This window comes from Negativicutes bacterium (assembly GCA_018052945.1).
Lineage (GTDB): Bacteria > Bacillota > Negativicutes > JAGPMH01 > JAGPMH01 > JAGPMH01.
Genome location: JAGPMH010000008.1, coordinates 1 through 14,998 on the forward strand (window position 1 = coordinate 1; position 14,998 = coordinate 14,998).

Genomic DNA, 14,998 nt, shown 5'->3' on the forward strand with positions numbered 1-14,998 from the left:
CATTTTTTATATTAACTATTTTCTGTTACTATAAAAATTCTAACAACCATCTCTCTTTTCCTTTACTAATATTAAAAGACCGGAAGCAGTATTAAAATTAATTTTTATACTGCTTCCGGTTTTTTTTATTAATAAATAACAACTCTAATTATAAAAAACACATCGTAAACATCTTAAATTTTAAGCCATAAATAAATTTATATCATCTTCCACCGTATTAATAGGTGCAATGCCAAAGTTTTCTTGCAATACCTTTACTACCGTCGGTGATAAAAATGCCGGTAATGTCGGTCCAAGATGAATGTTTTTAAAACCTAATGCCAACAGCGCCAATAACACAATTACAGCCTTTTGCTCATACCAAGCAATATTAAACGCTATTGGCAAATCATTAATATCGGCTACATCAAAAATTTCTTTTAACTTCAACGCCACAACGGCTAACGAGTAGGAATCATTACATTGACCAGCATCTAGCACTCTAGGGATACCACCAATATCACCTAATGGTAGTTTATTATAACGATATTTAGCACAACCAGCTGTCAAAATAACAGTATCAGCTGGTAGTTGTTTCGCAAATTCAGTATAGTAATCACGCGATTTCATTCTGCCGTCACAACCGGCCATTACAAAAAACTTTTTAATCGCACCACTTTTTACAGCTTCTACTACTTTATCTGCTAAAGCAAAAACTTGATTGTGAGCAAATCCACCAATAATATTACCACTTTCAATCTCGATTGGTGGCTTAGAATTCTTAGCTAAAGAAATTACTGCTGAAAAATCCTTTTTCCCTTCGTTATTAGGTTCTATATGAGTACAAGTTGGATATCCTGCCGCACCGGTTGTAAAGATACGTTTAGTAATTTCCGGATTTTTCGGTGGTACAATACAGTTAGTGGTAAATAAAATCGGGCCATTAAAACTCTCAAAATCAGAAATTTGTTGCCACCAAGATCCGCCATAATTCCCAATAAAATTATTATATTTTTTGAAAAATGGATAATAATGAGCTGGAAGCATTTCGCTATGAGTATAGATATCAATACCACTATCCTTAGTTTGTTCTAACAATTGTTCTAAATCTGTCAAATCATGGCCAGAAATCAAAATTCCAGGATTATTACTTACTCCAATATTAACTTTAGTTACTTCAGGATTACCGTATTTAGCAGTATTAGCCTTATCTAAAAGTGCCATAGCCTTGACACCAAACTCCCCAGTTTTTAAAGTTAAGGCAATCAAATCTTCAATTGTTAAAGAGTCGTCATTTACTTTCGCCATTGCCTCATAAATAAATTTATTAATTTCAATATTTTCTTCCTGTAAATTTAAGGCATGATGAACATATGCCGCCATCCCTTTTATTCCATAAATAATAGTTTCACGCAATGAACGAATATCCTCATTCACTGTCGCTAACACACCAATTTCAATAGCTTTTGCCATCATTTCATCTTTAGTATAAAACTCAAAAATTGCAGCATCACTTAATTCCGTTATACTAATTTTTTTCTTAAGTTCATTTCTTAAAACAATCATCTTACAGATTTGCCCTTCTAATGCATTATAATCAAAATTTGCATTAGTAATGGTCATAAACAATGTTTTCAGTACATTTTCGTTAACTTCATGAATCATTTTGATGTTAATATCGCCTTTTGTTACAATTTCGCCAATGCCTTTAGTGATATAAATTAATAAATCTTGTAATTTAGCAACATCCTCTTTTTTGCCACATACACCAATAACTTCACAACCTGTTCCCTTAGCCGCTTCTTGACATTGATAACAAAACATACTCATATTATTCCCTCCATTTACTGTAATAAAATCGGTTAAACTGTGTTTAGTCGCTAACCCTTTAACTTATCATAAACGCTAAAAAAGCCTCTTATACTTTTAACTATTATGGTAAGTTGAGCAAAAGAGATAACTATAACTTTATTTTATCATATATAGTATTTTTTGGGAATGTTTAGTTTTAATTAAGAGCACTATAAAAAAATAAGAGCACCACTCGGTACTCTTATTTCATAAATACTACGGTCGCTCCATCGCCACCTTCATTTAATTCCGCAATTTCAATTTTTTCCACGCAACTATGAGTTTGTAAAAAATTTCTAATACCTTTTTTTAAGGCCCCGGTACCTTTTCCATGAATAACCAAAATTCTTGTTAAGCCACATAATATTACATCATCCAAGTACTTATTCAAAATGTCTTCACCTTCTTGAACATTGACCCCTCTGATATCAATAGTAGGTTGAACTTCCTGAATTTTGTTTAAACTGATTTTTTTCGGTTTAGTAATAACACTTTTATTATCAGTGCTAGTCTTTCGACAAACATCACTAGAAACCATCGTCTTCATTAAGCCCAGCTCTACTAAAATGCTTTTACCTTTTATCTCTATTACTGTCGCTTTAGCATTTAATGTTGTGACAAACACGCTATCGCCTATTTTCACCTTATCAATTTCTAGAGCCGGCATAGATTTATATTCTTCCGGTGTAATAATCTTAGTTTTTTCTTTTAATTCTTTCCGTGCTGCTTCAATTGCTCTTTGTCGCTCTTTCATTCCGTGATCATCAAACTGTTCTTTTAATTCACTAATAATTTGCTCAACTTCGCGCTTAGTTTTGCGAATGATATTAGCTTTTTCTTCTTCTGCTTTAGTGATTATTCTATTTTTTCTATCATTAATATTTTCTTTTTCATTTTTTAATCTTTGTTCTAAAACAACTATTTCAGCTTCGCGTTTTGCTAAATCCTCATTCAGTTCTGCATACATTAACTTTTGCTTTTCCATTTCAGCCAAAACATATTCAAATTGCAAATGTTCTTTACTTAAAAATTCATTAGCTTTATCAATAATCTTAGTACTTAAACCTAACTTAGTACTAATCGAAAAGGCATTACTGCTTCCCGGGATACCAATTAATAATTTATAAGTCGGCCTTAATGAATTTATATCAAATTCGACACTAGCATTTTCAACTCCACACCGATTATAGGCATATGATTTCAACTCACTATAATGAGTAGTAGCAACTGTTGCAATTCCAGCTTCTTGGACAACATCTAAAATAGCCATTGCCAAAGCTGCTCCTTCTTGCGGATCTGTTCCTGAACCGATTTCATCCACTAAAAACAAATCACCCGTCTTGATAACATCAAGGATTCTAATTAGCTTTGTCATATGAGAAGAAAAAGTACTTAAACTTTGTTCAATACTTTGCTCATCACCAATATCCGCAAACACATTATTATAAACCGGCAATTTTGAGCCAGCTTGCGCCGGAATAAACAATCCAGCCTGAGCCATTAAAACAAATAACCCTAATGTTTTCAGCGTAACAGTTTTACCACCAGTATTAGGACCAGTTATAAGTAAAATACTAAAATCTTTTCCTAATAAAATATCAATTGGTACTACCTTTTCTGGCGGTATTAACGGATGGCGCGCTTGTTTCAACTCAACTAACCCAGCATTGTTAATTTCCGGTCTACTAGCTTGAAATTCCAAAGCAAATTTAGCCTTAGCAAAAACAAAATCAAAATGTCCTAATATTTCCATATCAAGTCTGATCTGTTGCTCATATTTTAAGACTTGTACTGCCAATGCTTTTAAAATCCGTTCAATTTCATGTTTTTCATTAGCCATTAGTTCTTTTACTGTATTATTTAAATCAATAATACTCATTGGTTCAATAAATAAGGTCGCCCCACTTGAAGATTGGTCATGAACAATCCCCGGGAAAAATTGACGATACTCTTGCTTTATAGGGATAACATAACGATCACCCCTTAAAGTAACTAAGGAATCTTGAAAATATTTTTGATATTCACTAGAGCGTAAAATAGCATCTAATTTTTCTTTTATTTTAAGTTGTGATGTTCTTATTTCTCTTCTAAGTTTGCCTAACTCTACACTGGCACTATCTAAAAGATTACCATGTTCATCAATACTATTTTCAATTTGTTGTTCTAATTGTGTCAATACTTCAATTTTAGCGGCCCATGTTTTTAACAACGTTGCTTCTAAGTCCAGCTCCTTAAAAAATTTTTTGATTTTTTTAGCAGCACTTAAAGTCCCGGCAATATTTAAAAATTCATTAGCTTCTAGCATTGCGCCAATATTAGCTTTTTTTAAAATAATCTTTAAATCTCTAATACCACCTAATGGAATATTATCACTGACTGTTGTAATTAATAACGCCTCCGCTGTTTCATTCAAAGATTCTTCAATAATCTTATAATTACTACTTGGCAGCAAATTTATAATTTTTTCTTTTCCTAAGCTGGATCCAGCTTTAGCAGTTAATAGTTTTATTATTTTATTGTATTCTAGTACTTTTAAAGATGTTTCTTTCATAATATTAAATTATAACACTCCTCGAAAATAATGCCCTCTAGTTATATCTTCTTCATATTTATTAATTATAGCTTCATCAACTATTTTACCATCAATTAATTTTCGATATAAGCTAATAAGTTGCGTTGTTTTATTAAAATCTCCATATTTAGCTTCAATCCTAAGACTTGCAATATTATTTTCTTTAAAGCGCGCAACATGTGATAACATACTCAATTCTTTGCCATTTAAAACATGCATCCGACAATATTGATCTGTTATCAAAGGAAATAAAGCCTCTTTACGATCTAATAAAAAATATTGCTTTTTCAAACATGGTTGAGTGCACTTGCCACTATCTAAATTACCTAAATGACTGCCAATAACACAATGCTCAGACAGCATTAACTCCAAGTTTCCTTGCACTAAACATTCTAACGGCAAATTTGAAAAGCTTGCTATTTTTTCAACTTGTGCAAAGTTTAATTCCGGCGACAAGGTTAATCCTTTAATATTATATTGTTCAAAAAAGTTAATAGCATAGTTATTATAAATATTCATTGTATAATCTAGATAAATTGGCATTTTTTCTTTATTTAATAATTCTAATGACCATAAATTACTTACATTCCAGCCATCAGGATTTAACTTTTTTAGTTCCATAAAATTTTCATAAAAAAATCTTTTATGCTCTAGTTTTAAAAGTCTTGGTAAAGAAAAGATAATTTGCTTATTATTCTTTCTGACAATTTCCCAAGCTCTTTGATATTGTTCGATACTAATTTGCTGATGATTAAAGCTTTCCCCACCAAAAATAATAGCATCAGCACCACTATTAATAGCTGCTGTAACTTTATTAGCATCATCAAGATTAACCGTTAATCTTGGTTTTATAGTATTAGTGCCATTTTTCAATAATTTAGGTAAGAGACAAGTATTTATTTCATTTCTTTTAAATTTAATCAATCGCTGTTGTTCTAAAACTTCAATCGCCTTTCTTCTTGTTTCATTGATTTCACTAATTGGAATCATAACTTCGCCATTGATAGTACAATTTAATTTTTCTAAATTAAATATTGTCGCACCAAGTCTTTCAATTTGTTTGAGAATAACTTCTTCACTCAACGGTCTGTTATGTGCTTTTTCACCAATAAAATTGCTATAAGCTTCGCCAACATAGCCATCAACATCGGTAGCAATAATTTGTAATGGTTTACCAATGGCTGCCTCGACGTCAATGGTCACACCAACTCTTCTTAGCGGAATTTGCTTAACAAAAAAACTTCTGGCTTTTTCAATAAGCTGAGCGTCAAAAACTTTAAAAACTCTATCATTATTACGAACTTTATTAGGTAATGGTAAAGTTACAACCTGTCCGGCTGGAGCAAAATCAACATTTTTCCCCAATATTTTCATATTGGTAATAGTAGCACTAACTCTTCCGCCAACTTTCACCCAAATTTCAATAATATCATTAAGCCTTAATTCTTCATCAAGTTTTATCATTACTTCCTGTTTATTATAGTCATAATTAAGAATTCGACCAATTTTCACACCGCGGTTATTAGGGCGTTTATCACTCATCATTTTGCGCCCTAGTTTTTTAAATAAATAAGCTTGCGTAAAATCCCGATTAAAAATTTGTGCTAAATTTTTATCTTCTGTCAAACCAATATTAACCTCAGCATTTAATAAATACTGATCAATAGCTCTCCGATAAGCATCAACTACGACCGCAACATACTCCGCTCTTTTCATTCGTCCTTCAATTTTAAAAGAATGTACCCCTGCGTTAATAAGTTCCGGTATTACTTCTATTGTCTTTAAGTCCTTTGGGCTTAAAAGATATTCACCAACATCAATATTATTTAATACATTATTATTTTCTTCATCCACCAAAGTATAAGGTAATCTACATGGTTGGGCACATCTACCTCTATTACCACTTCTACCACCAATCATACCACTCATCAAACATTGTCCGGAATAAGAAATACAAAGTGCACCATGTACGAAAGTTTCAATTTCGACCGAAGTGTTAGCTGTGATTTCTTTTATTTCAGCTAATGATAATTCCCTTGCTAAAACAATTCTTTTAAAGCCTAAACTTTCTAGAAATTTTACGCCTTCTAAATTATGTACGGCCATTTGAGTACTAGCATGTAAGGGCAATTCCGGTACAACTTTTTTAGCTAAATTTACCACTCCAAAATCTTGTACAATAATGGCATCAGCACCAATATTGTATAAATGCGTTAAGTACACCGCTAAATCTTCTATTTCATTGTTATCAATAATTGTGTTGACGGCAACATTAACCTTTACATTACGTAAATGTGCAAAATTTATTGCTTCAGCTAATTCTTCATCAGTAAAATTAGCGGCATAAGCTCTTGCTCCGAACATCTTCCCAGCAAGATAAACCGCATCACACCCTGCCTCCACCGCAGCCACCAAAGCTTCTTTACTACCAACTGGTGCTAACAATTCCATCTTAAATTTCTCCTTTTTAATAACATGCAAAAAAGAAAGAGATATTCTCTCTTTCTACTGCTTCACTAATAATTCATCTTTTGCTACAACAATTACTCATTCTCTAATAATTCTAATAATTCATTATAATCAGCTTCTAATTTAGCATATTCATCAGCAATATTTAATGCCACCAGTACTGCTACTTTGACAGGTGATAAATTAGAGTTACCTTTTGCTACAGTTCTCATTTTTTTATCAACTATCGCCGCTAATTTTAAAACTTTTTCTGCTTTCAAGTCACCTTTTAAAGCATATTTTTCCCCAAATATTTCAACCGTAACTTTATTTTCCATTTTATCACCTGTCGCCACCTTGCCGTTAGTATAGAATGGCTTATTTCATCATATTTTTAAATTCTTCTTCGCTTATTATATTAATACCTAATTCTTGAGCTTTTGTCAATTTACTACCAGCTTCTGTGCCGGCTACTACAAAATCAGTTTTTTTACTGACGGCACTACTAACCTTACCACCAAATTGTTCAATTAATAAACTCGCTTCTTTTCGATTAAACGATTCTAAATTGCCGGTTAAGACAAATATTTTATCCTGAAAGTTTTCTTGTTCCATTCTTTCTATTGTTTTAGCTGTCATATTTACGCCGACTTCACTTAATTTATCTAGTAGCATTAGATTTTCCTGTTTATTAAAATAATCTATAATACTTTGTGCTATTTTAGTGCCAATTTCATTAATTGCCAAAAGGTCTTCTAGCGAGCTTTTCGTTAGCGCCTTCATACTTTTAAAATGATTTGCTAAAATATTGGCAGCTTTAACACCAACAAACCTAATCCCTAAAGCAAATAATAGCCGATTTAATCCTGCCTGTTTGCTTTTCTCAATAGCACTAATTAAATTTTCAGCAGACTTAGCACCAATTCGGTCTAAGTTAAGCAATTCTTCTGTCGTTAATTTATATAAATCGGCAACATCATTTATTAAATTATTATCCAATAACATACTTACTACCGACGGTCCTAATCCTTCAATATTCATTGCATCACGAGAAACAAAATGAATGAAGTTCTCTCGTAAAATAGCTGGGCAGTTAGGATTTACGCATTTATAGGCGGCTTCATTATCTTCTTTAACAACAGGATTTTGACATTCCGGGCAAATTTGAGGCATTACAAATTTCACTTCAGTTCCCGTTCGCTCTTCCAATTTTACTGCAACAACTTCTGGAATTATTTCTCCGGCTTTATGAACTATAACGGTATCACCAATTCTAATATCTTTAGCTACAATATAATCTTCATTATGTAATGTTGCCTTACTAATTTTTGACCCTGATATCGTTACCGGAGTCAAGTAAGCTAGCGGTGTAATTGCCCCGGTTCTCCCAACATTGACTACAATCTTTTCAATTTTAGTAATACCTTGTTCCGGTTGAAACTTATAAGCAATGGCCCAACGCGGATCTTTGGCGGTATATCCTAATATTTTTTGATCTTTTAAATTATTCACCTTAATAACCATTCCATCAATATCAAAATCAAGTTGCTCTTTTTTTTCTGACCAACTAGCACAATATTGCATTACTTCGTCAATATTACTAAAAATTTGATATTCTTTATTAGTTTTAAAGCCTAATTTACTTAAAAAATCTAATACTGCAGAGTGGTATTCGAAGTTAAGACCTTTAATTTCACCAATTCCATATAAAATAGCACTTAAATAGCGCTTTGCCGTCTCTTTGGGATCAAGTTGTCTAAGTGATCCGGCAGCAGCGTTACGACAATTAGCAAATAACGCTTCATCATTTGCTTGGCGTTCTTTATTTAATCTTATAAATTCTTTTTTCGGCAAATAAACTTCGCCTCTAACTTCCAAAAATTCCGGAATTTCAACTTCTTCCGCATTAAGTTCTAACGGAATCGCTTTTATTGTTCTAATATTAGCGGTAACATCTTCACCAATAGAACCATCACCTCTGGTAGCTGCTTTTACCAGTTTACCATTTTCATATATTAAGTTAATGGCTAGCCCATCAATTTTATGTTCCACTACATATTGAACAGTGTCAATCTGTAAAATATTTTTAACTCTTTGGTCAAATAATATTAACTCATTGTTGGAAAAAGCATTTCCTAAACTCAGCATCGGTGTTGGATGAGTTATTTTCTCAAAAGAATTACTCGGAATTGCCCCAATTCTTTGTGTTGGGGACTGGGCAGTTATAAACTGCGGATATTTTTCTTCAAGCTCAAGTAGCCGTCTAAAGAGCAAATCATATTCATAATCACTAACAGTTGGATTATCCATCACATAATAAGCATAACTATGTTGATTAATTTTTTTGCGTAATTCTTCAATTTCAGTTTTTATTTTTTCCATAGTACCCTTCCTTAAAGCATTATTTATACTTTAGTTATTGGTGCATACTTCTTCATTAATGGCTTAATTCCTTGGTTCGGAAAAGCAATTTTTAATTCTTGTTCTTCACCATCACCACTAACACTGATTATCGTTCCAATTCCCCACTTACTGTGCTGCGCTTTATCGCCAACTTTCCAGTTTATATTAAGATCTGGCTTAGCACTGCTTTGCGAATTTTTTTGAGCTAACGGACTTAAATTTGCGGTATTAACATTCGGAGAGTTTGCATTAGCTTGTCCACTAGGGGCATAACTACGAGCAAAGCCATAATTATTATTGCGAGCCTGTAGTCTTTCAACAGTATGATCCGGGATTTCACTTAAAAATCGCGAGTTAGGATAAACTACCGTCTTGCCATAAATAGTTCTCATTTTGGCATTAGTTAAATATAGTTTTCGCCTAGCTCTAGTAATACCAACATAACAAATGCGACGTTCTTCTTCAATCTCACTTTCATTCATCAGCGTTCTAGAATGTGGAAATAATCCTTCTTCCATCCCAGCAATAAAGGCAACCGGAAATTCTAGCCCTTTAGCCGAATGCATTGTCATCATGGTAATTTTATCTTCTTCTAAGTCTACATTATCAATATCAGAAACTAAAGCAACCTGACTAAGAAAGTTTTCTAAATTATCTTCCAAGTCGTTACTTTTCATATAGTCTTTAGCTAAACTCAACAATTCTTTTAAGTTTTCTAGTCTAGTTTCACTTTGCGTAGTATTTTCAGTTTCTAATTCTTTAATATAACCTGATTCCTTCATCACTTTATCAATTAAGTCTGCTACTGACATATTATCTTTTAAGGCAATCATTGTGAAAATAAATTCTGCCAACAATTCTAATGGCTTACGAACTCTTGCCATCAACTTTGGTACTAAATCAGGGTTAGAAATAACATCGAACAAACTCATGTTATTGTCATTAGCATATTCAACTAACTTACCAATGCTAGTGTCACCAATACCACGTTTGGGAACATTGATAATTCTTAATAAACTAATATTATCATTAGGGTTATAAATAACCCTTAAATATGCAAAAATATCTTTAATCTCTTTGCGATCATAGAATTTTAGTCCACCAACCATCGTATAAGGAAGACCTTGTTTCATAAAAGCTTCTTCCAATACCCTTGATTGAGCATTAGTGCGATATAAAACCGCAATATCGGCATACGGAGTTTTAAAGATGGTTTTATGTTTTAAAATTGTTGTCGCTATAAAATTAGCTTCATCGCGTTCATCATTAGCCAGATAATATGTTATTTTGTCACCGATAACATTTTCCGTCCATAACTCTTTTGGTTTACGTGCAAAATTATTTTCAATGACGGCATTAGCAGCGGCTAAAATCATTTTTGTCGAACGATAATTTTGTTCTAGCTTTATAACCTTAGCTTTAGGATAATCCTTTTCAAAATCCATAATATTTTTTATATCAGCACCACGCCAACCGTAAATACTTTGATCTGCATCACCAACAACACAAATATTTTGATGCTTTTGTGCCAATAAATTTGCTAATAGATATTGTACTTTATTAGTATCTTGATACTCATCAATTAAGATGTATTTAAATCTAGTTTGATATTTATTAAGAACTTCAGGATTTTGTTGTAACAATTGTACCGTTACCATTAATAAATCATCAAAATCCAAACTATTATTGACTATTAATTTTTGCTGATATAACTTATATACTTCCGCAACCTTTTCTGCATAAAAATTATCAGCATTATTTTTAAAATCTTGGGGAGTTTGCAAGGAATTTTTAGCATTAGAAATAGCACTTAATAAGCTATTAGGAGCATATTGTTTTTCATCTAAATTTAATTCTTTTAAACAATTTTTCACCAACGTTTGACTATCACTACTATCATAAATCGTAAAATTTCTTTTATAACATTCTAGTACTTCAATCTCACGACGCAAAAATTTCGCACAAAACGCATGAAAGGTACTCAACCAAACCTCTTTTGCTAATGAGCCAATCAAATTATCTACACGCTCACGCATTTCAGCCGCTGCCTTATTGGTAAACGTTATTGCTAAGATATTATATGGGGCAACACCTTTGGCTAATAATTGAGCAATCTTACATGTTAATACCTTTGTTTTACCCGAGCCGGCACCAGCCATAATTAAAATAGGGCCCTCACTATGTTCAACCGCCTCTTTTTGAGCCGGATTTAGTCCCGTTAATAAATCCATTTTTTCCTCCATTTTCCCGCTATGCAAAATAACCTCTGAACAGATTAAAACTATCCAGAGGTTATAATAATTATTGTACTGGTAATTATATTCTTCTTGCCGCTTCACCCATTGGTGGAATTACTTGTTTCTTTCTAGACATTACTCCTGGTAAGTAAACCATATTATCGACCGGTTCAACTCCAAAAGCTTCTTTGATCAGCTTTTGTGGTTCGCCAATAAACAATAAGTGAGTGCCCTCTTCTAAAATATTTGTAACCATTAATAAAGCCATATTATAACCTTCATTTGTTGCCAAGACTTTCATGCTTTCTATAATATCAGCCTTAATAGCCAAAACTTCACTTTCATCCATAACTGATAATTGACTGACAATCATGCGGTAATCACCAATATTAAATTCTTTTAAATCATTTTTGGCTATTTCTAAACTGCTCATATTACCAATACCGGAGCCAGCTTTTAGTAATGCCATGCCATATGAATTTATCTCAAGACCAGCAATTTTCGCTAAACGTTCTGCTGTTTCTTTATCATACTGTGTACAAGTTGGTGATTTAAATAATACCGTATCAGAAATTATTGCAGATAACAATATTCCTGCAATATTATGTGGAATTTCCACTCCTCTATGCCAGTGCATATTGGCAACAATAGTAGCAGTACAGCCAACTTGTTCATTTCTAATAAAAATTGGTTCACTGGTTTGTAATCCGCCCAAACGATGATGATCAATTATTTCCATAATTCTTGCTTCTTCAATACCTTCTACGGCTTGACTGCGCTCATTATGATCAACTAAAATTACTTTTTCTCGTTCCGGTACCGCTAGCTGATCTCTACTCACAATCCCAATTAATTTATTGTTTTCTACAACAGGATAATTGCGATATTTATTTAATTCAATCTTAGTTTTAATATCACTAAGCAAATCTGTTGGTTTAAAGTTTGTAACATCCTTTTGCATAATACGGCTAACCGGTACACATTGATTAACCATTCGAGCACAAGTGTAGGTATCATACGGAGAAGTTACTACTAAAATATCTTTTTCTTTAGCAATATCCAATACTTCTTGTGATATCGGCGCATTACCAGTCACAACTAAACAGGAAATATCTTCATTAACGCAAGAAATCATCGCATTTTCTCTATCTCCAACTAAAACAACATCACCTTTTTTAATAACGCTGTGAATTGTTTCATGGCTTCCTGCGGCAATTCTTACTTCACCTTCTACTTTTTTATTTAAATTAACACTATGAACAATTTTCGCATCAAGTACTTCCACTACTAACGATAAAGTTACATTAGCATCAGCCAAATTTTGCATTCCGAGTTCATTAAAATAACGTTTCGCCAAATCACTTACGGTAACAATACCAACTAAAACTTCCTCGTCGTTTACAACCGGAACTGACTTAACATCATGTTCTCTCATAATTTGCCCTAATTTACGTAAAGTATCATGTTCTTTCACAACAGCTTTCGTTTCAATCAAGACATCTTTTACCCGCGGAAATAAATCAGTAATTAATTTAGGAGTATCTATACTAAACTTTTCTAAAACATACTTAGTTTCAGCATTCATTTTCCCTGCTCTTGCCGGTAAAACATTCTCTCCTAGTGCTCTTTTTAAATGTGCATAGCCAATCGCTGAACAAATTGAATCAGTATCAGGATTACGATGGCCGATAGTGTAAATCGGTTTTTCTTTCATAACAGTACCTCCAAAATATATCTGAAAAATTTTAATTTCAAAAAAGTCAAAAATATCCCCTAAATATTATACGCTATTAACCTATTGAAGAAAAGATTTTAATTTAAATATCGACAAATTTTTCTTTTAATTTATAATGTATTTAGGTTTATATTTAAAGATAAGAGGTATTAGATGAAAATATTACTACCAAAAGAATATTATAGTAAAATAATGCGAGCAATTATTGAATTTGATTTAATTGATAATGATGATCGAATTTTAATTGGATTATCCGGTGGCAAAGACAGCCTATTCTTAACTTATGCTTTAGCTTTTTTAAAACAGCATTTAAGAAAAAATTTCACCCTAGGAGCAATCACCATTAACCCTTTATTTTCTTCTGATTTTAATGTAGCACCACTGGCTTCTTTTTGTGATGAGCTTGATATTCCCTTTTACACCCAAGAAGTTGATATTGCTGGTACAATTGAATCTCAACAAGGCAAAGATCCTTGTTTTACTTGTGCCTTTTTCCGTCGTGGAGCCATTAATTCTTTTGCTAAAGAAAACAACTATAATAAAATTGCTTATGCACACCATAATGATGATGCTGTGGAAACTTTTTTTATGAGTTTATTGTATTCTGGGCAGCTTAAAACATTTTTGCCAAAAACATATCTTGATCGAACTGACTTAACGGTTATCAGACCACTAGTCTATTTTCGTGAATTTGAATTGGCAGATACCTCAAAAATACATGGTTTAAAGCCAATCCCTAGCCCTTGTCCGATTAATGGTAAAACAAAGCGCCAAGAAATTAAAGATTTAATTAAAACATTAGAAACTAATACCCCTGATTTATATGCCCATCTAGCTGCCGGCATGCGTGAAAATTCAGTGATTGAATTGTGGCCAGCAAATATTAACCGCCATCTTATGAAACAAAAGCATACCGACTTTATGAAAAACCGCTAGTTTTAAAACAAAATTAAAGGTGACCCTCAAAATTAGACCTAAAAATCTAATAGTTGGGGGTCACCTCTTTTTAATCTAAGCTAGCTCTTTATTCTAATTCGTCAATATCATAATTTGCATAAACATTTTGCACGTCATCATGATCTTCTAATGCATCAATTAGTTTTAACATCTTTTGTGCATCAACACCTTCTAGCTTAATAGTAGTATCAGGTATCATTGTCAACTCTGCAACTTCTGGATTAAGATTATGTTGCTCTAGAATTTCTTGAATAGCCTCAAAACTTTCAGGTTCACCGGTTATTTCAAAAGAATCTTCTTCAACTTTAAAATCTTCAGCACCAGCTTCTAATGCTAACATCATTAATTCATCTTCCGCAATATCATTATCTTCTTTGCCAAGAACAAATAAAGCTTTATTTTTAAACATCCAACCAACGCAACCACTTTCCCCTAAATTACCACCATTTTTAGAGAAAATATGTCTAACATCAGCTGCGCTACGATTGCGGTTGTCAGTCATAACATTTAATAAGACCGCACTACCGCCAGGACCATAGCCTTCATACACTAATTCTTCATAATTGCTACCATCAGCAGCACCTAACCCTTTTTGGATTGCTCTTTGAATATTTTCTTTGGGAATATTATTAGCTTTAGCTTTTGTTAAAGCTAACTTTAGTTTCATATTACCAGTCGGATCACTACCGCCAAGTCTTACCGCAACCGTTATTTCTCTAGCAATTTTAGTAGTAATTTTCCCTCTAACCGCATCCATTTTACCTTTTTTATGTTTAATATTTGCCCACTTAGAATGTCCTGACATCTTATCTTGTC

At 32.7% G+C, this 14,998-nt stretch carries 9 protein-coding genes; 1 reads left to right on the top strand and 8 read right to left on the bottom strand.

The window, feature by feature from the left end:
* Window positions 1-180 precede the first annotated feature (180 nt).
* The 7 genes from hcp to KBI38_02200 form a co-directional block, all read right to left on the bottom strand.
* Window positions 181-1,809, bottom strand: a complete 1,629-nt coding sequence (gene hcp, locus KBI38_02170; protein MBP8628867.1) for a hydroxylamine reductase — start codon at window positions 1,807-1,809, stop codon at window positions 181-183.
* 223 nt (window positions 1,810-2,032) lie between these two features.
* The gene (locus KBI38_02175; GenBank protein ID MBP8628868.1) at window positions 2,033-4,381 is read right to left on the bottom strand and encodes an endonuclease MutS2; all 2,349 of its coding nucleotides are present in this window, start codon (window positions 4,379-4,381) and stop codon (window positions 2,033-2,035) included.
* Between the two features lie 9 nt (window positions 4,382-4,390).
* Window positions 4,391-6,853, bottom strand: coding sequence for a DUF3656 domain-containing protein (locus tag KBI38_02180; GenBank protein MBP8628869.1), 2,463 nt, complete (start codon window positions 6,851-6,853; stop codon window positions 4,391-4,393).
* Window positions 6,854-6,945: 92 nt separating this feature from the next.
* Entirely contained in the window at window positions 6,946-7,188 is a 243-nt protein-coding gene (locus KBI38_02185; protein MBP8628870.1) for a cell division protein ZapA, read from the bottom strand.
* Between the two features lie 40 nt (window positions 7,189-7,228).
* Window positions 7,229-9,232, bottom strand: coding sequence for an NAD-dependent DNA ligase LigA (ligA, locus tag KBI38_02190; GenBank protein ID MBP8628871.1), 2,004 nt, complete (start codon window positions 9,230-9,232; stop codon window positions 7,229-7,231).
* A gap of 23 nt (window positions 9,233-9,255) precedes the next feature.
* Window positions 9,256-11,484, bottom strand: a complete 2,229-nt coding sequence (pcrA, locus tag KBI38_02195) for a DNA helicase PcrA (protein MBP8628872.1) — start codon at window positions 11,482-11,484, stop codon at window positions 9,256-9,258.
* Window positions 11,485-11,569: 85 nt separating this feature from the next.
* Window positions 11,570-13,204: a putative manganese-dependent inorganic diphosphatase gene (locus KBI38_02200; protein MBP8628873.1), complete on the bottom strand. Its 1,635-nt coding sequence runs from the start codon at window positions 13,202-13,204 to the stop codon at window positions 11,570-11,572.
* Between the two features lie 174 nt (window positions 13,205-13,378).
* Here KBI38_02200 and KBI38_02205 point away from each other — a divergent pair, with 174 nt between their 5' ends.
* On the top strand, window positions 13,379-14,161 hold the full coding sequence (locus KBI38_02205; GenBank protein MBP8628874.1) for a tRNA 2-thiocytidine biosynthesis protein TtcA: 783 nt from the start codon (window positions 13,379-13,381) through the stop codon (window positions 14,159-14,161).
* A gap of 88 nt (window positions 14,162-14,249) precedes the next feature.
* Here KBI38_02205 and KBI38_02210 read toward each other — a convergent pair whose 3' ends face one another.
* Window positions 14,250-14,987, bottom strand: a complete 738-nt coding sequence (locus KBI38_02210; protein MBP8628875.1) for a YebC/PmpR family DNA-binding transcriptional regulator — start codon at window positions 14,985-14,987, stop codon at window positions 14,250-14,252.
* Between the last annotated feature and the right edge of the window lie 11 nt (window positions 14,988-14,998).